Raw genomic sequence first — 21445 nt, 5'->3', positions numbered from 1 at the left:
AACATGGCGATGCCAGTGCGCCAGAGCCTGCGCGTCGGCGGGTACGTCCTGCGCAACCGGCTGGCGGGACGGCGCAGGTACCCGCTGATCGTCGAGCTGGAGCCGCTGTACGCGTGCAACCTGGCCTGCGCGGGCTGCGGGAAGATCCAGCATCCGGCGGACGTGCTGAAGCGGCGGATGCCGGTCGAGCAGGCGGTCGCGGCGATCCGCGAGTGCGGGGCGCCGATGGTGTCGATCGCGGGCGGCGAGCCGCTGATGCATCCGCAGATCGGCGAGATGGTCGCCGAGCTGGTGAGGATGAAGCGGTACGTGTTCCTGTGCACGAACGCGGCGCTGATCCCGAAGAAGATCGACGCGTTCCGGCCGTCGCGGTACTTCGCGTGGGCCGTGCACATCGACGGGCTGCGGGAGCGGCACGACGCGTCCGTCTGCAAGGAGGGCGTGTTCGACCAGGCCGTCGAGGCGATCCGGATATGCCGGGAGCGCGGGTTCCGCGTCACGACGAACACGACCGTGTTCAACACCGACACCCCGCGGACCGTCATCGACGTGCTCGACTACCTGAACGACGAGCTGCGCGTCGACCAGATGATGATCTCGCCCGCGTACGCGTACGAGAAGGCACCGGACCAGGACCACTTCCTCGGCGTCCAGGAGACCCGGAACCTGTTCCGCACGGCGTTCGCGGACGGCCGGCGCGAGCGCTGGCGGTTCAACCACTCGCCGCTGTTCCTGGACTTCCTCGAAGGGAAGGTCGACTTCCCGTGCACGGCGTGGGCGATCCCGTCGTACTCGCTGAAGGGCTGGCAGCGGCCCTGCTACCTGATGGACGACGGCTATGTCGACACCTACCAGGAGCTTCTGGACACGACCGACTGGGACGCCTACGGGCGGGGGCGCGACGCCCGCTGCGCGAACTGCATGGCCCACTGCGGCTACGAGCCCACCGCCGTGTTCGCGACGATGGGTTCGCTCAAGGAGTCGATACGCGCCATGCGGAGCGTGTGATCGTCAACGACGTGCCGGGTTCGGCGGCACGCGTCACCGCGCGCCGTGCGGAGCGTCCGAGCCGGGCGGCAGCGGCGCCGTGCCGTGTTCCAGCGCGTGCCGGATGAGGGCGACCAGGACATCGGCGTCGGAGGTGAAGCCGGTGATGAGGAGGCGGCCGCCCTTGTGGCCGTCACCGCCCTTGATCTTGACAACGCTGTAGACGTCCCACCCGAGCATCTCGCCCACCCAGTGGCGTTGGCCGCGCTCGGAGACGCTCCTGATCCGGTCCCACGGGATCACCCGGAACCGGCCGGCGTGCTCGTACGCCAGCCCTCCGACGCGGACCCGGAACACCTCGCCGGGCGTCATGAGGTACCGGCGGCCGCACGAGAACCCCCACCACAGCCCGACCAGCGAGAACCCCAGCAAGAGCCCGGCGATCGTGTAGGCCGTCTCGCCCCGGGTGAAGACCGCGACCAGCACCGGTGCCGACAGGCCCACCCCGGCCAGGCCGATCAGCGTCGAGACCACCGCCACCTTGCCGCGCCGGGCGTCGTCGGTCTCGAAACGCCGCACGAACTTCCCCAGCGCCTGCTCCGCCGCGCGCACCATGACCGCACCGTCCTCGTCGCCGCCCGCCTACCGCAAGGATCACGTACCGGACGGCCCGATGATCGAGTCCCGGCCGGACGGCAGGTGGCCGCAAGCGGCCAGCGGTCCGCCGGCACCGGGTCAGGCGTCGCGGAGCTCGTCGATCACGTCGCGGACGGCGTCCATGAGGGCGTCGGCGTCGTCGGTGAGGCCGGGGTCGACCGAGAGCCCGAAGCACAGGTCGCGGTCGACGCCGAGGCCGGCGATCGCCAGGGGCGTGCCGGGCGCGAGCGGGACGATCGGGTACACGGCGGTGAGCGGTGCCCCGGCCAGCCACAGTTGCCGGTCGGGTCCGGGAAGGCTCGACACGGTGCCCTGCAGGAAACGTCCGCTGTAGGACATCCGGGCGAAACGGGCGTGCAGCGGGGCCGGCATCAGCCGTCCCGCCTGCCACATCACGAACCAGGCGGCCTGCGCCCGCGTCCCCGACCGCAGCACCCGGCCGCGCTCGGCGATCATGGCGAGCCGGTCGGTCTCGGCCATCTTCCCGATGGGCAGGTCGACCATCACGGCGGTGGTGTGGTTGCCGACCATCGCGCTGCCCGGCGGGCGCATCATCAGCGGGACCGCGACGCGGCAGGACCCGGGCCGCCCGTCGTCCTCGCTGACGACCCGGTTCAGCGCGCCCGCGACCGCGCACAGCACCACGTCGGTGACGCGGGCGCCGTGGCGGCGGCCGACGTCCCGCACCGCGCGCAGCGGCAGGGCCATCGTGCCGTACCGGCGTTCGGACGTCCCGGCGGAGGGCAGCCGCTCGGGTCGCGTCACGGCGGTCGCGAGCTGGCCGAGCCCGACCACGGTCGCGACCGCCTTGCGGAACGGCGCGCGCGGAGGCCCGGGGACGGGTTCGGGCGGCGGCTCCATCAGGTACATCGCCTGCGCGACGATGCCGACGCCGTCGGCGACGACGTGGTGCATCAGGTACACGACGGCGGTGCGGCCGGGTTCGGCGCCCTTCAGGACGACCATCCGCCACGGCGGCCGGTCCGGCGGCAGCGGCTCGGCCTGGATGCGGGCGACCTCGGCGCGCAGCCCGGCCATGCCGTCGACGCGCCGCTCGGCGACGTGCCAGGCCCAGTCGACGGGGTCGTGGTCGCGCCAGACGGGGCGGCGCCAGCGGCCCCGCCGGACGAGCCGCTGCCGGAACCGGGGCAGCCCGTCCAGCCGGCTCCTGATCACCCGGACGAGGTCGGCGCGGCCGACGTCGGCCCGCGGGGTGTCGAGCATGATGACGCCGCCGGCCTGCTGCGGGGCCTCGGGCGTCTCCACGGCCAGGAAGAACGCGTCGGGCCCCTGGACGCGCGGCGCCGGCGGGCGGGCGATGCGTTCGGCGAGGTACACCGGGACGACGACGAACGGGATCGCGGCGACCGCGTCCAGCAGGTAGTGGTTCGCGGTCGCCAGGATCACGTAGAGGGTCACGATGATGTGCAGGGCGTTCAGGCCCTGGACCCAGCGTTTCGCGTTGACGCGGGCGAGCTCGACGCCGACCCACAGCGTCCAGGCCATGTGCAGGGACGGGACGGCGGCGAACCGGTCGGCGTGCTCGACCATCGGCGAGCCCCAGGACCCCCAGGTGCGGCCCTCGGTGACGGTGTCGATGAAACCGAGGTCGGGCATCAGCCGCGGCGGCATGACGGGGTACAGCGCGAAGCAGGCCAGCCCGCCGAGGTTGAGCATGACGAAGGCGTTGCGGGCCGTCCGGTACCGCTCGGGGTGCCGGAGGAATAACCAGGTCAGCAGGGCGAGAGCGCTCGCGATGTAGGTGATCGCGTACTCGTAGTTGGCCAGCACCCGCCAGACCGGCTGGTCCGCCAGCCAGTGGTTGAGAGCCGGTTCGACGTCGAGGTGGAGCGCCCGCTCCAGGGCGTAGAGCGACTCCCCGTGGTCGCGGGCGGCCTTCTCCCTCGCCTGCTCGGGCAGCATCGTCACCAGCGAGTACAGCGCGAACAGCGCCAGGCCGAGCGCGAGCTCGTTCCGCACGCGCGGCCTCGCGCGCGGAACGGTGCCCGCGGCGTCCGGTGCCAGAACCGCGTCCGGCGCGGTCACCGCCTCGTGTGTGCCCATAGTCCCCCTCGCCCCGGGTGGTACCCACAGATTCGCCAAATCAGACGGCGATGCCGGTATTCGGGGATCATGCCCGGCCCGCCGCGAGAGACCCGTCCGATCCGCTGGAAATCTCCGGGAACCATCTGGCCCGTCCCGGCGTCTTCGATATATCGTTGTCGTATCGCGAGAGGTCTTAGAGAGATCTCAGAAGGTGGTGGAGAACATGGGTCACATGCATGGACGCGGCGGCCCCTGGGGGCGCGGCGGCGACTTCCCGAACCTCGGCGCGCTGTTCGGCGGCGGCCCCGGCCCCTGGGGCCCGCCCGGCGGCTTCGGGCCCGGTCCCGGCCCCCGGCCGCCCTGGGCGCGGGGACGCGGCGGGCCCTGGGGCAGGGGCCCGAAGGCGCGCAAGGGCAACGTCCGCGCGGCGATCCTGGTCCTGCTGGCCGAGGAGCCGCGCAACGGCTACCAGATCATCCAGGAGATCCACGAGCGCAGCGGCGGGGCGTGGAAGCCGAGCCCCGGCGCGGTCTACCCGGCGCTCCAGCAACTCGCGGACGAGGGCCTGATCGCCGGCGACGAGTCCGGCGGGCGGCGCACCTTCCACCTGACCGACGAGGGCCGCGCCTACGCCGAGGAGAACGCCGACCGGCTCGCCGAGCCGTGGGCGGAGATGACCCCGGAGTACGGCGAGGGCGTCCCGGAGCTGTTCAAGCAGGCCGCGCAGACGGGAGCCGCGGTGATGCAGATCGTCCACTCCGGCTCCCCCGAGCAGGTCGCCCAGGCCAGGGACGTCCTGTCGGACGCCCGCCGGAGCCTGTACCGGATCCTGGCCGACGACCTCGCCCACGACCCCGACGACACCCCCGGCACCGACGACGACGCGGGCCCGACGGCCCGCGACGAGGAGTAGAGATGGCACGGCACGACGAGATCCGCGTCGGCGACGCCGAGCGGGACGCGGTCATGGTCGCCCTGCACGACCACTTCGCCGAGGGGCGGCTGGACCGCGGTGAGCTGGACGGGCGGCTGGACGCCGTCCTGTCCGCCAAGACGCGCGGCGACCTGCGGACCCTCGTCCGGGACCTGCCGGCCCCCACCGGGCTGCCCGACCCGCCGAAGGCCCCGTCCCTGGAGCAGGGAATGGCGGTCATGTTCGGCGGCCCGGGGCACCCCGCGTGGCACCGCCACCACCGGCACATGGCCGCCCGGCGGCACCGGCACGGGCCGCCCTTCCCGGTGCTCCAGCTCCTGCCCGGGGTGTTCCTGGTGCTGGCCTTCACGGCCGGGCCGGGCACGGGGTTCCTCGTGGTCCTGCAGATCGCGCTGGCCTTCTGGGTCGTGCGCGCGGTGCTGCTGGCGTTGGGGGTGCGGCGGTCCCGGCGACCCGGCCCGCCCCTGTCCCCCGGCGCGTGACCCGTGCCCCCCGGCGCGCGACCGCCGGCTCAGCCCAGCCCGGCGTCGCGGGCGAGGAGGCCGGCCTGCGTGCGGTTGGCGCAGCCGAGCTTGTCGAGCAGGCGGGAGACGTGGCCCTTCACGGTGGCCTCGCTGAGGTGGAGGCGTCCCGCGATCTGCGCGTTGGACAAGCCCTCGCCGAGGCAGGCCAGCACCTCGGTCTCCCGCCCGGTGAGGCCGCCGACGAGCGCGCGCGTCCGGTCGCGGCCCGACGCGCGGTCCGCCGCGGTGCCGAGCAGCCGCATGGTCGCGGCGGCCGACATCACCGTGTGCCCGTCGGCGGCGACCCGGACGAGCTTCACCAGATCCTCCGGCGGCGTCGACTTCAGCAGGAACCCGCTCGCGCCCGCCCGCAGCGCCCGGATGACGTGCTCGTCGCCGTCGAACGTGGTCAGCGCGACGACGGCGGGCGGCGACCGGAACGCGGCGATCCGCTCGATGGCGGCGAGGCCGTCCACGCCCGGCATCCGCAGGTCCATGAGCACCACGTGCGGCCGGTACCGGACGACGGCCTCGACGCCCGCCGCCCCGTCGTGCGCCTCCCCGACCACCCGGACGTCGTCGGCCGCGCCGAGGATGACGCGCAGGTGCGCGCACACCATCGGCTCGTCGTCGACCAGCAGGACGGTGATCACGGCAGCCCGGCCGGGTCGGGCGCCGCGACGGGCACGAAGGCGGGCAGGGACGCCTCGACGCGGAAGCCGCCGCCGTCCGGGCCGGCCGTGAACGTCCCGCCGATCAGCTCGACGCGCTCGCGGAGCCCTTCGAGGCCCATCCCGGACCCGCTGGCGGCGAGGTCGGCGTCCGGCTCCCGGGACGGGGCGGCGTTGCGGACGGTCAGCGTCACGCCGTCCGTGCGGTAGCGGACGTCCACCCGGACGGCGGCGCCCGGCGCGTGCTTGCGGGCGTTGGTCAGCGCCTCCTGGACGACCCGGAAGGCGGTGCGCCCGACGGCGGGCGAGGCGGACGGCGGGTCGCCGTGCTCGGCCAGCTCGACCGGGACGCCGACCGCCGCCGAGTCGGCGACGAGCGCGGACAGGTCGGGCAGCGGCTCGGACACCGCGGCGGGCGGCCCCTCGGGGTCGCGGCGGAGCAGGCCGATCACGTCGCGGAGCTCTTCGAGGGCCTGGCAGCCGGTGCCGCGCAGCTCCTCGGCGGCGGCGCGGGTCGGCTCGTCCGGCGCCCGGATCCGCAGCGCCCCCGCCTGCAGCACCATCAGCGTCACCCGGTGCGCGACGACGTCGTGCATCTCGGCGGCGAGCCGGGCCCGTTCCTCCGCGCGGGCCCGCTCGGCCAGCAGGTGCCGCTCCCGTTCGGCGCGCTCCGCCCGGTCGGTGAGCGCCTGCACGACGCGGCGGCGCGCGGCGGCGTACAGCCCGAGCAGCGCGGCGACGATCACGACGGCGACGCTGCGGAACACCACCGCGTCGACGCTGTCGGTCTCCTCGGCGTTGAAGTGCCGCATGGCCGAGTCGGGGAGGACGTCCTCCAGCACGCCGATCGGGACGAGCAGCACGGCGACCGGCAGCAGGCGGATCCAGGCCGGCCGCCCGCCGTCGCGCGGGAACGCCGCCACCGCGTAGGCCGCGAGCGGCGCCGTCGGCGGCCACCACACCACCGGGCTGAGGGCGTGGTCGGCGTCCACCCGCAGCAGCGCGCCCGGCGCGGCCAGTTCGAGGAGCCACACCAGGACGGCGAATCCGGCGGTGAGCCACGCGACCGCCATCGGGGCCCGGCGCCGGAGCGCCAGCGCGGCGGCGGGCACGAGGAACAGCGCGACCGACGCGCCGCCGTGCCGGTGGACGATGGCGCCCGGGTCGATGACCGCCTGGACGCTGAGCGCCACTCCGGACAGCACGACGGCGGCGTCCGCGGCGCGGTCGCGGCGCCGCCCGACCGGGAGGAGCCGCGCGAGGGCGAGACGCGGCGAGGGCGGGCGCACCCGGGCCCGCCGCAAGAGGGTGGCCCCCCACGGGTTCGCTCCGCTCATGCCCATACCGTACGCACCCGCCCCCGGCCCGCGACCCCTACGAAAGTCGTGCCCGCAGGGCCGTTCGTCGCGGTGGGACACGACGTTCCGCGCTCCCGCCGTGGGGCCCGGCCGACTGGAATCGGCGCCATGACGGTCAAGCGCCTTCTCCGCCGCCCGCCCGCTCCGCGCCTCCCCCGCATGGGCGGGCTCGTCCTGCGGGGCCTGGTCGCGCACCGCGCCCGGCTGCTGATGTCGATGGTCGCGGTGGTCGCCGGCGTCGCGTTCGTCGCCGGCACGCTGATCTTCTCCGCGACGCTGGAGCGGTCGGTCGACCGCGCCTTCGACGACCTCGGCCGCGGCACGGACGTGATCGTCCGGTCGCAGCGGGCCTTCGAGCCGGGGCTGGGCGAGCCGGCGCCGGAACGTCCCGTCCCGGCTTCGGTGCTGGGGACCGTCCAGGGCGTGGACGGCGTCGCGAAGGCCCGCGGGGTCGTCACCGGGTTCGCCGCCGTCGTCGACCGGCACGGCACGATCGTCGGGGCGGAACCGCAGACGGGTGTGGCCTGGGACGGCGACCGGGACCTGTCCCTGCCGCGCCTGACGTCCGGACGACCCCCCGCCGCGCCCGACGAGGTCGCGGCCGACACCGGGACTGCGCGCGACGCCGGCTACCGGATCGGGGACCGGATCACGGTCGCGCTGGCCTCGGGCACGCGGACCTTCCGCCTCACCGGCCTGTTCAAGGTCGGGGACTCGGCGTTCGGCGACTCCCTCTCGATGACCGCGTTCGCGCCGGAGGCGGCGCCCCGGCTCCTGTCGGAGCACCCCGGGGCCTATGCGCGGGTCGTCGTGCACGCGGACGACGGCGTCTCCCAAGAGCGGCTCCGGGACGCGGTGGCGGCGACGCTGCCGCCCGGGTTGGAGGCGGTCACCGGACGGGAGGCCATCGACGAGCAGGCCGGATCCTTCAAGGAAATCCTCGCCGTGATCCGGACGTTCCTGCTGGTCTTCGCCGTGATCGCGGTGTTCGTCGGCTCGTTCATCATCTTCAACACGTTCACGATGCTGGTCGGCGGGCGCGTCCGGGAGCTGGCGCTACTGCGCGCGGTGGGGGCGTCGCGCGGGCAGGTGACGCGGTCGGTGCTCGGGGAGGCGGCCGGGGTCGGGCTCGCGGGCTCCGCACTGGGTCTGGCGGCGGGCGTCGGCGTCGCGGCCGGGCTCGCCCGGATCCTCGCGGTCTTCCTGGGCGGTGAGGAGCTGCCGTTCGGGACGCCGGTACCGCCGGTCTCCGCGGTGATCGCGTCCTTCGCGGTGGGGACGCTGGTGACGCTGGCGGCCGCGTTCGTCCCGGCCCGCCGCGCGTCGCGGATCCCGCCCGTCGCGGCGCTGCGCGAGGGGACGGCGCCCGCCCGCCCGCTGCGGGCGCGCGCGCTGGGCGGCGCGGTCGCGGCCGCGGCGGGCGCCGGGCTCGTCGCGGCCGGTTCCGCGGCGGACGGCAGGACCGCGCTGACGCTGACCGGGGCGGGGTGCCTGGCGGTGTTCGCCGGAGTCGTCACGCTGTCGCCGGTGCTGACCCGCCCCGCGATCCACGTCCTGGCCTGGCCGTTCGCGCGGTGGGGCGGCGGCGCGGGCCGGATCGGCGGGCGAAACGCGCTGCGAGAGCCCCGGCAGACGGCGGCGACGGCGTCCGCGCTGACGATCGGCCTCGCGCTGATCGCCGCGGTGTCGGTGATCGTCCAGTCGATGGCGTCGTCGGTGGAACGGCAGCTCGACGCGGGCCTCACCGCCGACTACCGGGTCACCGCGCGCAGCGAGATCACGCCCGTGGCGGCGGACGCTGCCCGCGCGGTCGCCGGTGTGGACGGCGTGCGGGCGGCGATCCCGATCCGCGCGGCCCGGTTCCGGGTGGACGGCTCCGTCCGGACCGCCGCGGCCGGTTCGCCGGGCGAGCTGCTGGCGCATTTCCGGCTTCCGCTCCAGGCCGGTTCGCCCTCGCCGGGCGCGGACGAGCTGCTCGTCGGGAGCAGCGTCGCCGAGGCCCAGGGCTGGCGAGTCGGGAGCACCTTCCGGGGCGAGTACCAGGACGGGGCGAAGCGGACGTTCCGCATCGCCGGGATCTACCGTGACCGCCCGTCGATCACCCCGTCCGCCCCCACGATGATCATCGGCTGGGACGGCTACCGGGCGCACGACCCCGGCGCCACCATCGACCGCATCGAGGTCGACGTCACGACCGCGACCCGGGGCGCCCTGGAGAAGGCGCTCGCGCCCTGGCCCAACGTGGAGCTCAAGGACCGCGCCCAGGTCAAGGACGACGCGGCCGGCGCCATCGGGCAGTTCCTCGACCTCGTCCTCGGCCTGCTGGTCCTGTCGGTGGTGGTCGCCGCGCTCGGCATCGTCAACACGCTCGCCCTCGCGGTGACGGAGCGGACCCGCGAGATCGGCATGCTCCGCGCCCTCGGCATGCAGCGCCGCGAGATCCGCCGCATGATCCGCTACGAGGCGGTCGCGGTCTCCCTGTTCGGCGCGCTGCTCGGCGTCGGCACCGGCGTGCTGCTCGGGATCGTCCTGCAGCACGCGATGGCCGAGGGCGACGGCGGCATGGAGGTCCTCGCGATCCCCGCCGGGCGGCTCGCCGTGTGCGTCGCGGCGGCGGCGCTGATCGGCGTCGTCGCCGCCGTGTGGCCCGCCCGCCGCGCCGCCCGGATGGACGTGCTGCAGGCGATCGCCACGGAGTAGCCGGCTCACACTGAGTGGCTCACACTGAGTGGCTCACACTGAGTGGCTCACGCGGCGGCGAGGACGCAGCGGTCGGGGACGGCGTCGCGCAGCGCCCGGAGGCCGCGGGCGATCAGCGGGTTGCCGCGGCTGCCGCGCCGCACGCAGGTCAGCACCCGCCGCCGCGGGACGCCGTCGCCGCCCAGCGGAACGCGCACGACCGGCTGGTCGGACGGCCCGCCCGCCAGCCTCGGTACGAGGGACACGCCGAGGCCGTTGGCGACCAGCGCCCAAATCACCGACCAGGTGGTGGCGTTGTGGGCGATGCGGGGCGTGAACCCGGCGGCGGCGCAGTAGGCCACGACCTGCTGGTGGTGGGCACACCCCTCGGGCTGGACGCTGATCCAGGGCTCGTCCGCGGCGTCCTCCAGCCGGACGCCGCCGCGGGACGCGAACGGATGCCCGGCCGGGACGATGAGGTCGAGCGCCTCCTCCAGCAGCGGCTGCCGGTCGAAGCGCGGGTCGCCGGGCGGCGGCGCCTCGGGGGTGGGCTCGATGACCGCGATGTCGGTCTCGCCCGCGGCGAGCAGCCCCATCGCCACGTCGGTGTCGCACTCGCGGATCTCGACCGCGAGGTCCGGGTCGTCCCGCAGCAGGGCGCCGGCGGCCGGGGCGACCAGCCCGCCGACCGCGGTCGTGAACCCGCACATCCGCAGCGGCCCGGCGGCGCCGGCGCGGTGCGACTCCAGGTCGGCGAGGGTCTCCTCCCACTTGGCGAGGAGCCCGTCGGCGTGCTCGACCAGCAGGTGCGCGGCCGGGGTCAGCCGCACCTTGCGGCCCTGCGGCTCCAGCAGCGGCACCTTCAGCTCCCGCGCCAGCTCGCGCAGCTGGTGCGAGACCGCCGACGGGGTCAGGTGCAGCGCGTCCGCCGCGGACGTGACCGTCCCGTACTGGTGGACGAGCCGGAGCATGTGCAGCCGCCGCAGATCAATCATGCAACCATATTGCACGATCCAGTGCGTAAATCTGAAATGGACGGCAACGTTCGGCGGACCGCAGACTGGTGCCATGACACAGCAGAACACCCTCGTGTCCCGGCATCTCACCAGCGACGGAGTCGTGGTCTGGACCCGCTGCGCCTGCGGCAGGCTGCGCATGGACCTCGTCCCGAACGACGGCGGGCGCGGCCTCGTCGCGGGCCCGTGCCCGCACTGCGCGGTCAGCCCTCGTCGATCGTGACCTCGTAGTGCAGCGTCCGGTAACGCTTCATCTTGTGGAAGAGCGGCACCGCGAACCCCTGCAGGAGCGGGTGCTTGCGGGCCAGCAGCCTGCGGACCGGCTTCGACTCCTCCTCGCTGAGCAGCCGGACGCGGCCGTGCGTCTCCGGGCCGGTGGCCTCGCCCTTGAAGGTGCTCGGCGCGATCTCCACCTCGGGATTGCGGGCCAGCCGCTTGGTCTTGAAGGCCTGGTCGTAGGTGCGGAAGTACGCGTGGTCGCCGAGGACGACGATGTTCACGGGCGTCCCGACCGGCGTGCCGTCCTTGCGGTAGGTCGTCAGCCGGACGGTGCGCTGCGCCTTCAGGTTCTCAAGCGTCGATGTGGTGTTCATATCCAGGAGACGGGGGCGCCGCCTCCGGATGTGACATCACCGCGCCCGGAGGGCGGCGGCCTCGGCGGCGAGCTTGCGGATCCGGTCCCAGTCGCCGTCGCGGACGACGTCCGCCGGGGTCAGCCAGGACCCGCCGACACAGCCGACGTTCTTCAGCGCGAGATAGTCCGCGGCGTTGCGCGGGCTCACACCGCCGGTCGGGCAGAACCGGATCTGCGGAAGCGGCCCGGCGAGCGACTTCAGGTAGGCGGCCCCGCCCGCGGCCTCCGCGGGGAAGAACTTCATCGCCGTGACCCCGCCCTCCAGCAGCGCGATCGCCTCCGACGCGGTCGCCACGCCCGGCAGGAACGGCAGGCCCGTCGCGACCATCGCCGCCTGGAGCCGCGCCGTGCAGCCGGGGCTGACCAGGAACCTCGCCCCGGCGGCGGCCGAGCGCTCGGCGTCCTCGGGACGGACGACCGTCCCGGCGCCGACGACCGCGTCAGGGACCTCCGCGGCGATCCGCGTGATCGCCGCGATCGCCGCCGGCGTGCGGAGCGTCACCTCGATCACCGGCAGCCCGCCCTCGACCAGGGCGCGGGCCAGCGGGACGGCGGCGTCCGCGTCGTCCAGCACGACGACGGGGATGACGGGCACGAGGTCGAACAGCTCTTCGGCGATCATGCAGGCTCCAGGTCGGGCAGGCTCTGGGCGAGCCGGACGGTGGCGCCGACCAGGGCCGGGCCGGGGTGGACGATGAGGGCGGTCGGGATGGCGCGCATGTAGTCCTCGACGGGAGGCTTCCCCTCGAAGCGGGCCCGGAACGCGCTGCCGCGCAGCACGTCCACGATGCGCGGCAGGATCCCGCCGCCGAGGTAGACGCCGCCCCGCGCGCCGAGGGTCAGGGCGGCGTTGCCGGCGAGCGAGCCGAGCAGCGCGCAGAACATCTCCAGCGTCTCGCGGCAGCGGGGGTCGTCCTGCCTCTCGCAGATCTGCCGCGGGGTGAGTTCCTCCTGCGGCTCGCCGTCGAGCGTCGCCAGATAGCGGTGGACGCGGACGAGCCCCGCGCCGGACAGCAGGTACTCGGCGGTGACCGCGCCCTTCTCGGCGCGCAGCAGCCGCGCCACGGCGATCTCCCGCTCGGTGGCGGCCGGGATGTCGACCTGCCCGCCCTCGCCGGGAACCGGCACCCAGCCGGACGGGGTCGGCACCAGACCCGCCACCCCGAGCCCCGTACCGGGCCCGACGACCGCAAGCGGCGCACCCGGGGTGGGAGCACCCGCGAGCGGCGCAACCGGGATCGGCACACCCGAGATCGGAGCACTCGGGACCGGAGCACTCGGGACCGGAGCGCCCGAGATCGGAGCACTCGGGATCGACGCGACCGCTCTCGGCGCACCCGCAAGCGGAGCGCCCGGGATCCGAGCACCCGAGATCCGAGCACCCGAGATCGGCGCGCCCGCTTTCGGCTGGGCCCCGCCGACGGGGATCAGGTCGTCCGGGCCCAGGCGCGGGAGTGCGAGGGCGAGGGCCTCGAAGTCGTTGATGATGTCGAGGTACGGCAGGCCGAGGTGGGCGCGCACCGCCTCTGGCGTGCCCTCCGGCCAGCCGGCGTTGGTCAGGCGGAAGGTGCCGTTCCCCACCGGCCCCGCCACCGCCAGGCATGCGGCGGACGGTTTCGCGCTGGGCGCGTGCCGTGCGAGGTAGTCGGCCGCGGCCTCCGCCAGGCCCGGATAGTCGCGCGTGGGGAGCGACTCCACGTGGGCGGGGAGGCCCTCCGGGCCGTCCACCAGCGCGAACCGGGCATTCGTCCCGCCGACGTCCGCGACCAGCCACTGGCTCATGAGAAGACCCCCGCGCCGCGCTCGGCCGGGCCGACCGCGTGGCGGAACGACCCGAACAGCTCGCGTCCCGTGCCCCACGTCTGGTCGGGCGGCCCGGCGGCGGGCTCGCGGGCGGAGAGTTCGTCCTCCGGGACGAGGACCTCCAGGAGCCCCCCGTCCGCGTCGAGCCGGACGATGTCGCCGTCGCGGACGCGGGCGAGCGGCCCGCCCGCCGCCGCCTCCGGTGACACGTGGATCGCGGCGGGCACCGCCCCAGAGGCGCCCGACATCCGACCGTCCGTCACCAGCGCGACGCGGTGCCCTCGGTCCTGGAGGACCGACAGCGGCGGGGTCAGCCGATGCAGTTCCGGCATCCCGTTGGCGCGCGGCCCCTGGTTGCGGACGACCGCCACGACGTCCCGGTCCAGCTCCCCTGCGGCGAACGCCTCCTGGAGCTGCTCCTGCGAGTCGAACACGCGGGCGGCGGCCTCGATCGTCCGGTGCTCCGGCCGCACCGCCGACACCTTGATCACCGCCCTTCCCAGGTTGCCGCGCACGGTGTGCAGGCCGCCGTGCGAGTCGAACGGCTCGGCGACCGGGCGCAGCACGTCGGTGTCGCCCGATCCTCCGCCGATCGGCCGCCACTCGACCCCGCCATCGGCGAACTCCGGCGCGTTCCGGTACGCGGCGAGGGTGTCGCCGCCGACCGTCCGCGCGTCCTCGTGCAGGAGCCCGGCATCGATCAGCTCGCCGATGAGGAACGCGGTGCCGCCCGCAGCGTGGAAGTGGTTCACGTCGGCGGTGCCGTTCGGGTAGAGGCGGGTGAGCAGCGGCGTGACCTTGGACAGCTCGTCGAAGTCGTCCCAGGTCAGCTCGATGCCCGCCGCCGCGGCCATCGCGACCAGGTGCAGCGTGTGGTTGGTCGAGCCGCCCGTCGCGAGGAGGGCGACGACGCCGTTCACGAACGCGCGCTCGTCCAGCAACTCGCCGATGGGCGTGTAGCCGCCGGCCAGGTCCGTGAGCTGCAGGACGCGCTTGCCGGCCGCCTCGGTCAGGGCGTCGCGCAGCTTCGTCCCCGGCGGGACGAAGCTCGCCCCCGGCAGGTGCAGGCCCATGACCTCCATGAGGAGCTGGTTGGAGTTGGCGGTCCCGTAGAAGGTGCAGGTGCCGGGCGAGTGGTACGACGCCGCCTCGGCGGCCAGCAGTTGCTCGCGCCCGATCTCCCCGGCCGCGAACCGCTTGCGGACCTTCGCCTTCTCCCCGTTCGGCAGCCCGGACGCCATCGGCCCGGCCGGCACCAGGATCGCCGGCAGGTGCCCGAACGACAGCGCCCCGATCACCAGCCCCGGGACGATCTTGTCGCACACGCCGAGGAGCAGGGCGCCGTCGAACATGTCGTGGGACAGCGCCACGGCCGTCGCCATCGCCACCACGTCCCGGCTGAACAGCGACAGCTCCATGCCGGCGCGGCCCTGCGTGATGCCGTCGCACATCGCGGGCACCCCGCCGGCGAACTGGGCCGTGCCGCCCGCGGCGCGGATCGCGGCCTTCAGCAGGTCCGGGTAGTCCTTCAGCGGCTGGTGCGCGGAGAGCATGTCGTTGTACGACGACACGATGGCGATGTTCGGCGTGGCGTCGCCGCGGAGCCACAGTTTGTCCTGGACGCCGCAGGCGGCGAAGCCGTGCGCCAGGTTCGCGCAGCCCATCCCAGAGCGCACCGGGCCTTCCGTCCGGGCGTCGCGGATCCGCTCCAGGTACGCGCCGCGCGGCCCGGCGCTCCGCTCGACGACGCGCCGGGTCACTGCCGCCAGCACGGGATGCACAGCCATCAAACGCTCCTGCTCCAAACTTCCACGACCGGGGATCTCTAGATCGTCATCGTCCTCGCCAAGCTATCGAGACATCGGTCATCCGATCAACCGTACTTATGAACTTTGAATGACATAAGTCGGTCGATTGCGCCAAGTGGACTGGCCGAAGGGGCGCGTGCTTGACTGGCCGGATGCCGCGCCCCGTCACCCGCCCCTCCACGGTCGGCGACATCCTCCGCCTGATCCGCGAGGACGGCGTCGCCACCCGCGCCGACCTCGGCCGCATCACCGGGCTGTCCCGTCCCGCGGTGGCGTCCCGCGTCGCCTCCCTCCTCGCGCGCGGCCTCGTCGCCGAGCACCCGGACGGGCCGTCCACCGGCGGACGTCCCCCCGTGCGGCTCGCGTTCAACGCCGCCGGCGGCACCGTCCTGGTCGCGAACCTGGGCCAGTCGCGCGGCCAGCTCGCCGTCTGCGACCTCGCGGGGACGATCCTGGCCCGCGCCGACGGGCCGCCCGCCGAGGTGTCCCCCGGCAAGACGCTCCCCCGGCTCCTCGACCAGTGGACGTCGCTGCTGTCCGCCTCCCGCATCGACGCGTCCTCCGTGCGCGGGGTCGGCCTCGGCGTCCCCGACGCGGTCGAGCACGTCGCCGGACGCTGGGACGCCGTCGAGATCGGCGCGCCCATCTCCGCCCGCTTCGGCGTCCCCGCCTACCTGGACAACGAGGTCAACGCCGCCGCCCTCGGCGAGCACCAGGCCCACCCCGGCGTCGACGACCTGCTGTTCGTCAAGGTCTCGACCGGCATCGGCGCGGGCGTCATCGCCGGCGGCCGCATCCAGCGGGGCGCCCTGGGCGCGGCCGGGGAAATCGGCCACGTTCCCGTCCCCTCGCCCGACGAGGCGCCGTGCCGCTGCGGCAACGTGAACTGCGTCGAGGCCATCGCGGGCGGCACCGCGCTCCTCGCCCGCTCCCCCGCGGACGACCTGCCCGGCCTAGCCGCCCTCGCCCGCTCGGGCGACCCCGCCACCGTCGCCCTCCTGCGCGACGCCGGCCGCCGCATCGGCGAGGTCGTCGCCACCGCCGTCAACCTGCTCAACCCCGCCGTCGTCGTCCTCGGCGGCGACCTCGTCGGCGCCGACGAGCCCCTGATCGCGGGACTGCGCGAGGTCGTCTACCAGCGCTCCACCGCACTGGCCACCCGCAACCTCCGCATCGAGCCCAGCCGCCTCGGTGAACAGGCCGGCCTCGCCGGCTGCGCCGCCATGGTCCTCGACCACATCCTCTCCCCCACCGCCATCGACGCCACCACTTAGCCAACACGCACCGCCCAGCCAACACGCACCGCCCAGCCAACACGCACGGCGTACGTAGACAGCGCGGATAGACAGCGGGCGCGACGTAGCCGGCAGGCACGACATAGACGGCACCGCATAGACGGCACCGCAAAGACGGCACCGCAAAGACGGCAGGACGGCGTAGCCGGCAGGCACGACATAGCCGACACGCACCGCCCAGCCGACGCCGCAGAGACGGCGAGCCCCGATATAGCCGACACGCACGGCATAGCCGACAGGCGCCGCGGTGCCGGTCCTGGCACGGCAATCCCATCTTTAAGTGGGCGTACTCGCTTGCTCGCCGCCACATGGTTCGCCGGTTCGGTCTGATATTCGCGGCGTGGACGGCCCTTTCCTTGATCGTCTCGGACCTCCCGGACGTCCTGGACGCCGCACTGGCCGTGGCGGGGGCCATCAGCATGGTGGTGGCCGGGGTGTACGTGTATCCGCCGCAGCGGATGCTGCCCGGATGGGTCCGGTGGCTTGAGGTAGACGAGAAGATCACCGAGCGTCCCTCGTGTTTCGAGGTGCATCGGCATGCGCGGGCCCGACAGGCGCCGCGCAGCCAGCGCGGCATAGCCGACAGGCGCCGCATAGCCGGCGACGCACGGCGTAGAAACACGCAAGGAATAGACGGGCGGGGGCGGCGTAGACGGCGGGCGTGGCGTGGGCGCTACGGCTTAGAATCGGCGGCAGGCCGAAAGGGGCGCCATGGACGCGTCGGTTCCTCTTCACCAACCAGGCGACATGCTCTTCAACGCGCCAATGACGCGGGAGGAGACCTGGCAGACCATTCCCAAGCGCACCCGCAAAAAGCTCAAGCGGCGGTCAGGCAAACCCATTGACTGGATTGCCAACCTCGGCCCTGACGGCCTCCCGTGGGCGGTGACCTTCGGTAAGCGCGGCCTCGCCGCATACCGGACCAACTTCGACGTCTTCTCGTTCGATTTCACCCCCGGCTCCCTCAACCGGGTGCCGGTCGACGGCGGCTACCCCTCGGACACCGAACCACCCGAGGACAGCATGCCGGTCGACCCGCCTGACCTCGGCATCAACCAAGAGGACTACGACATCCTCGGCAACCTCCCGGCCCGGGCACAGCGACTTCTCCAACTGCCCTTCCTGGACGGCCAGGAGGTTCTGAGTAACTGCTGGCTGTACAAAGGGACCCTGGAGCGCCTCGACGAGTTCATGTTCTACCTTGCGGGGCCGCGAGAGGTCACCGTCGCCACGGGCACCATGGCCGTCACACCCGGCGGCACCGCCCACTGGTCACTGACCTGCTATCACGCCACGGTCACCCACACGGACGCCCCGCCGAAGAGACCCTGACACTCAAGCCCCATGGCTTCCGGGCGTCCAGGCACGTCCAGGCGTCCTAGTGTTCAGAGCGATCGAGCATTCTGAGCGCCCAAGCATTCGGAGCCTCCGAAGTGTTCAGAGCGTCCTAGCGTTCGGGGCCTCCGAGTGTGCGGGTGTCGAGTGGTCAGGCGCTCAGCGAGACCAGACGCGTTTGTGTTCAAGCGCGCTCGGTGGCCAGGCGCGTCCAGTGGCCAGGCGCGTCCGGTGATCAAGCACGTCCGGCGTTCAGGCGCGTTCGGCCAGGAGGGGGCCTAGTACTTGGGTGCCTGGGCCGACGCGTCCGCCGGGGCCGGGGAGCTGGGTGGTGTTGGACGGCGTGAGCGTCCCGCCGCAATGTGCGCAGGACGGGACGGACGTGGTGTCGTTCCCGCAGTCCAAGTGCCGGATGCGCGCCGGCGGGCCTTCGGGACCGGCATACCACCGGTCGCCCCACGCCATGAGGGCCAGCAGGACCGGGTACAGCTCCTCCCCCTTCGCGGTCGCGCGGTAGTGCTCGCGGGGCGGATGGTCCTGGTAGCGCTCGCGTGTCAGCACTCCCTCCTCGACCAGACGCGCCAGGCGCGCGGCCAGGACCTTACGGGAGATACCGAGGTCCCGGGCCAGATCGTCGAACCGCGTGACGCCGGTGATGACGTCCCGCATGATCAGCGCCGTCCACGCGTCCCCGAACAGGTCGGTGGCACGGGCGATGGAGCAGGCGACCTGGCCCAGTGGTGTACGTGTCACGGCGCTGGATCCTACCCGAGTTCCCCGAGGAAACTTGGCATGTCAAGTTCCCTTAAGAAACTTATGGAGGGATGCGCTGGTGGCTTCACCGATCCTGGTCCTGGACTCGTCCGCACCCGGCAGCGTTGACGGACGCCATCTTCGAGCCGCCGTCTTCCAGGACGTGCGCCTGCAGTACGTCACGAAGGTTCTGGACGAGACTTCCGGCAAGCGCGCCGCCGTGATCGGCGGTGGACGGGGGCTCCTTGCCCAGGGGCTGGCCCGCCTGGGGATGGAGGTCATGTCCGTGGACCCTTCACCCGAGGCCACCGCACTGGCCCGGGTGTCCGACGACTCCGGGGCGGTCGTCTACAGCACCGCGCCTTTCGAGCGCCCCGGCCTGCCAGAGGGGACGTTCGACCTCGTCTACTGCGCCGACACGTTCGAGATCACCGAAGACCTGGACGCAGTGCTGGCCGCGGTCGTCCGATTGCTGCGCCCCGGCAGCACGTTGATCTACGACACCGTGAACCGGACGCCGATCTCCCGCCTGGTCTATCTGGGGATGTTCCAGCGCGTTCCCGGCACACGCATCATGCCTCCCGGCCGCTATAGCGCCGCCCGGCTGCGTCCGCCTGCCGAACTGGCCGACCGGATGACCGCCCATGGCCTCACCAACCTCGACACCTGTTCCTTCAAGCCCCGCAGCGTCGGCGCGCTGATCTCAGCGACTCGCGCCCGCCGCGCCGGCCGTGTCGCCGACGACCAACTCTCCTCGATGGTGGACTTCAAGCTCGACCCGAACGGCCCGCCTGTCGTCACCTACCTGGGCCACGCCCGCCGCACCTGATCGCCCGACGGCGCCACGCCCGCCTGAGCCTTCCGCGATCCTGACTCCTAGGACTCATCTCGGGTGGGGCTTGTTGCGGATTGCCACAGCGACAAGGGGTTCAGCGCAACGTTAACTGCTGGTGCGGCTGTTGAGGCCCGAACCTGAAGCCGACTTAACGTTTGCGCCAGCGCGACAGTTACGGTCGGCGCGACTGTTTGGGTTGTTGCACCTTGCTGTCTGTTGATCGGGCTCCGGGCTTGAGGTCTGCGCCCGCCTTAGCCTTGCCGCTTCTGCGGGTGGGAGTTTTATCGAGAATCCTGGCTGATGCGAGTGGACGGCTGGGCCCGCTCCTGTACGTCTGCACGCCCGTCCCGCTCACCACATATTGCTGTCACGTTGGTTGAGGTAGCGGGTTGTTGTTCGTTTTATCTGCGGCTTTGCGACTCTCCTGCCTTCCTGGCGCGGCCTTGCGGCCGCGCTGTTGTCGGCGACGCGCCGAAGGCGCGCTTTCTGGGCGCAACCCCGGTGGGACCGCAACCCTTGAGCTCAAATACCAGCCCACTACAGCAACCAACGTGACTTCAGCCGACGGTGACCTACATGTAGGCACTATCCGCGGGAGCCCGCTCAGCCGTCCACCTGCCTCAACCACGCTATTCCGACAAAAAGACTGCCTCAGCTTTGACGATCAAGAGAAGGGGCGAGAAAGTTTAACTCAGAGCTACAGCATGACTGCGTAGAGCCACAAAGATGGTAAGATGAATTTGGTGAAGCGGGAGGGGGTGATCCAATGATGACGGCTCTGACGATCGCCGAAGACGTGCGCATCGAAGTGGGTGAGTGGGAAGGGCGCGGATGGTTTCCGCCAGGCCCGCAGTTGGCCATCTGCCTTTCCAGCGGATTGGACGGACTCTCGGACACCGAACTCATGGAAGTGGCCGCCGCCGCGCGACGTCAGACCTCATGGGCGCAGGCTCGCGAACTCGCCGCCATCGCGGAGTTGTCCCGCCGCCGCCTCGCCGACGAGGCCGAGGGCGGCCCCGACTACCGGATCCTGTCCGCCCACGAATCGGTCGTCGAAGAAGTCGCCGCCGCACTCGCGGTGACCGGCGACGCGGCCGCCACACTGGTCCACCTCGCCGACCGGCTCGCCAACGACCTGCCGGCCACGCGCGAGGCTCTGGAGACCGGCCGGATCGACCTGCCGAAGACCCGCGTCATCAGCGACCTCACCGACGGGCTTCTGGACGGCCTCCCCGAGCGGGTCGAGACCGCCGTCCTGGACAAGGCGCCCGACCAGACCACCGGCCAGCTTCGCCGCCGCATACGGCGCATCGTGCAGAAGTTCGCCCCTGAACGCCTCGAAGAGCGTAAGCGCGAGGCCGTCCGCCGCCGCGACCTGCACCTCTGGGACACCCTCGAAGGCACCACCGACCTGACTCTCACCGGTCTGGAGACGACCGAGGCCCACGCCATCTTCAACAAGATCGTCGCCGTCGCGCGGGGCCTGAAGGCGGACGGCGATGTGCGCCCTCTCCACGCCATCCGCGCCGACCTCGCCAAGGAACTCCTGAAGGGAACGTCGTTCCCCGAGGCCACGTGTGCGTCCGACGCCCGGCAGGTCGAGCCGCCGCGAGCTACGGCCGTCGCTCCCGCAGCGGTCGCCCTTCCAGACGCGACGATCGTCGAGACCCTCGCCAAGATGGCCGATGAGCGGTTCAGCAAGATCCTCACACACGCCCGCGCCACGGGACGGACCAACGCCCTGCCCTTCCTGATCAACCGGGCCGTCCAGGACATGCATGACCAGCTACGCGGCCTTCGCGAGAGCTGGTGCCGCGCCACCGGCCTGACGCCCGACCGGCACGGCCACAGCGGCTACCGCCCACCGGCGGCCATGCGGCGCCTCATCGAGGCCCGCCACGCAACCTGCGTCTTCCCGACCTGCAACCGACGGTCGAACCGCTGCGACCTCGACCACACCGTCCCCTGGGGCCAGGGACTCACCTGCCAGTGCAACCTCGCCCCACTCTGCAGGCGACATCACCGGACAAAACAGTCCCCCGGCTGGACCCTGATCCAGCCCTGGCCAGGCCTCCTGATCTGGACAACCCCATCGGGAAGCTGGCACATCACCCTTCCCACCCGACAGTAG

19 protein-coding genes are annotated in these 21445 nt (G+C 72.9%); 9 read left to right on the top strand and 10 right to left on the bottom strand.

The genetic code is table 11. The features are described from left to right. The first annotated feature begins 3 nt into the window (after window positions 1–3). Window positions 4–1008 (top strand): adenosyl-hopene transferase HpnH, encoded by a 1005-nt coding sequence (gene hpnH, locus BM339_RS07050; RefSeq protein ID WP_024936511.1) that lies wholly within the window; start codon window positions 4–6, stop codon window positions 1006–1008. Between the two features lie 33 nt (window positions 1009–1041). On the opposite strand, the gene BM339_RS07045 is transcribed toward hpnH, so the two are convergent. Then, complete coding sequence (locus tag BM339_RS07045; protein ID WP_021598193.1) at window positions 1042–1602, bottom strand: YdbT family protein; 561 nt, start codon at window positions 1600–1602, stop codon at window positions 1042–1044. A 120-nt stretch (window positions 1603–1722) separates the two neighbouring features. Continuing rightward, window positions 1723–3708: a bifunctional phosphatase PAP2/O-acyltransferase family protein gene (locus BM339_RS07040; RefSeq protein WP_075020285.1), complete on the bottom strand. Its 1986-nt coding sequence runs from the start codon at window positions 3706–3708 to the stop codon at window positions 1723–1725. 205 nt (window positions 3709–3913) lie between these two features. Here BM339_RS07040 and BM339_RS07035 point away from each other — a divergent pair, with 205 nt between their 5' ends. Together BM339_RS07035 and BM339_RS07030 are read left to right on the top strand one after the other, a co-directional pair. After that, a complete protein-coding gene (locus BM339_RS07035) occupies window positions 3914–4603 on the top strand; it encodes a PadR family transcriptional regulator (RefSeq protein WP_063747830.1) in 690 nt (229 codons plus the stop codon). A 2-nt stretch (window positions 4604–4605) separates the two neighbouring features. Next, window positions 4606–5106, top strand: coding sequence for a DUF1707 SHOCT-like domain-containing protein (locus BM339_RS07030; RefSeq protein ID WP_021598190.1), 501 nt, complete (start codon window positions 4606–4608; stop codon window positions 5104–5106). 29 nt (window positions 5107–5135) lie between these two features. Here the strand turns inward: BM339_RS07030 and BM339_RS07025 are convergent, their stop codons facing one another. Both BM339_RS07025 and BM339_RS07020 read right to left on the bottom strand, forming a co-directional pair. Continuing rightward, window positions 5136–5780 (bottom strand): response regulator, encoded by a 645-nt coding sequence (locus BM339_RS07025; RefSeq protein WP_021598189.1) that lies wholly within the window; start codon window positions 5778–5780, stop codon window positions 5136–5138. After that, window positions 5777–7135, bottom strand: a complete 1359-nt coding sequence (locus BM339_RS07020; RefSeq protein WP_083597489.1) for a sensor histidine kinase — start codon at window positions 7133–7135, stop codon at window positions 5777–5779. The genes BM339_RS07025 and BM339_RS07020 overlap by 4 nt, the downstream gene beginning before the upstream one ends. 129 nt (window positions 7136–7264) lie before the next feature. Here BM339_RS07020 and BM339_RS07015 point away from each other — a divergent pair, with 129 nt between their 5' ends. Then, window positions 7265–9856: an ABC transporter permease gene (locus BM339_RS07015; RefSeq protein ID WP_083597366.1), complete on the top strand. Its 2592-nt coding sequence runs from the start codon at window positions 7265–7267 to the stop codon at window positions 9854–9856. A gap of 47 nt (window positions 9857–9903) precedes the next feature. On the opposite strand, the gene BM339_RS07010 is transcribed toward BM339_RS07015, so the two are convergent. Continuing rightward, the gene (locus BM339_RS07010; RefSeq protein WP_256255242.1) at window positions 9904–10830 is read right to left on the bottom strand and encodes a LysR family transcriptional regulator; all 927 of its coding nucleotides are present in this window, start codon (window positions 10828–10830) and stop codon (window positions 9904–9906) included. Between the two features lie 73 nt (window positions 10831–10903). On the opposite strand from BM339_RS07010, the gene BM339_RS49645 reads away from it, so the two are divergent. Further along, the gene (locus tag BM339_RS49645) at window positions 10904–11074 is read left to right on the top strand and encodes a hypothetical protein (protein ID WP_177287635.1); all 171 of its coding nucleotides are present in this window, start codon (window positions 10904–10906) and stop codon (window positions 11072–11074) included. Here BM339_RS49645 and BM339_RS07005 read toward each other — a convergent pair. From BM339_RS07005 to edd, 4 genes are read right to left on the bottom strand one after another with little or no spacing between them, the layout of a single operon-like run. Beyond that, the gene (locus tag BM339_RS07005; RefSeq protein WP_075020284.1) at window positions 11055–11444 is read right to left on the bottom strand and encodes a PPOX class F420-dependent oxidoreductase; all 390 of its coding nucleotides are present in this window, start codon (window positions 11442–11444) and stop codon (window positions 11055–11057) included. The genes BM339_RS49645 and BM339_RS07005 overlap by 20 nt on opposite strands. Window positions 11445–11480: 36 nt before the next feature. Then, window positions 11481–12107 carry a bifunctional 4-hydroxy-2-oxoglutarate aldolase/2-dehydro-3-deoxy-phosphogluconate aldolase gene (gene eda / locus BM339_RS07000; RefSeq protein ID WP_075020283.1) on the bottom strand — a complete coding sequence of 209 codons (627 nt, stop codon included), beginning with the start codon at window positions 12105–12107 and terminating at the stop codon, window positions 11481–11483. Beyond that, window positions 12104–13267, bottom strand: coding sequence for a glucokinase (locus BM339_RS47440; protein ID WP_083597364.1), 1164 nt, complete (start codon window positions 13265–13267; stop codon window positions 12104–12106). The genes eda and BM339_RS47440 overlap by 4 nt, the downstream gene beginning before the upstream one ends. Next, a complete protein-coding gene (gene edd, locus BM339_RS06985; RefSeq protein WP_075020282.1) occupies window positions 13264–15075 on the bottom strand; it encodes a phosphogluconate dehydratase in 1812 nt (603 codons plus the stop codon). The genes BM339_RS47440 and edd overlap by 4 nt, the downstream gene beginning before the upstream one ends. Window positions 15076–15248: 173 nt before the next feature. Here edd and BM339_RS06980 point away from each other — a divergent pair, with 173 nt between their 5' ends. Beyond that, window positions 15249–16370, top strand: a complete 1122-nt coding sequence (locus BM339_RS06980) for an ROK family transcriptional regulator (protein WP_075020281.1) — start codon at window positions 15249–15251, stop codon at window positions 16368–16370. A gap of 732 nt (window positions 16371–17102) precedes the next feature. Next, window positions 17103–17723 (top strand): hypothetical protein, encoded by a 621-nt coding sequence (locus BM339_RS06975; RefSeq protein ID WP_143118309.1) that lies wholly within the window; start codon window positions 17103–17105, stop codon window positions 17721–17723. Window positions 17724–17978: 255 nt separating this feature from the next. Here the strand turns inward: BM339_RS06975 and BM339_RS06970 are convergent, their stop codons facing one another. Further along, the gene (locus BM339_RS06970) at window positions 17979–18479 is read right to left on the bottom strand and encodes a winged helix-turn-helix transcriptional regulator (RefSeq protein WP_021596887.1); all 501 of its coding nucleotides are present in this window, start codon (window positions 18477–18479) and stop codon (window positions 17979–17981) included. Between the two features lie 163 nt (window positions 18480–18642). Here BM339_RS06970 and BM339_RS06965 point away from each other — a divergent pair, with 163 nt between their 5' ends. Together BM339_RS06965 and BM339_RS06960 are read left to right on the top strand one after the other, a co-directional pair. Then, the gene (locus BM339_RS06965) at window positions 18643–19308 is read left to right on the top strand and encodes a class I SAM-dependent methyltransferase (RefSeq protein WP_218163586.1); all 666 of its coding nucleotides are present in this window, start codon (window positions 18643–18645) and stop codon (window positions 19306–19308) included. 910 nt (window positions 19309–20218) lie between these two features. Beyond that, a complete protein-coding gene (locus tag BM339_RS06960) occupies window positions 20219–21445 on the top strand; it encodes an HNH endonuclease signature motif containing protein (protein WP_075020279.1) in 1227 nt (408 codons plus the stop codon).

Source organism: Actinomadura madurae, from assembly GCF_900115095.1.
GTDB classification, from domain to species: domain Bacteria; phylum Actinomycetota; class Actinomycetes; order Streptosporangiales; family Streptosporangiaceae; genus Spirillospora; species Spirillospora madurae.
This window is presented reverse-complemented; position numbering and strand designations above follow the sequence as displayed.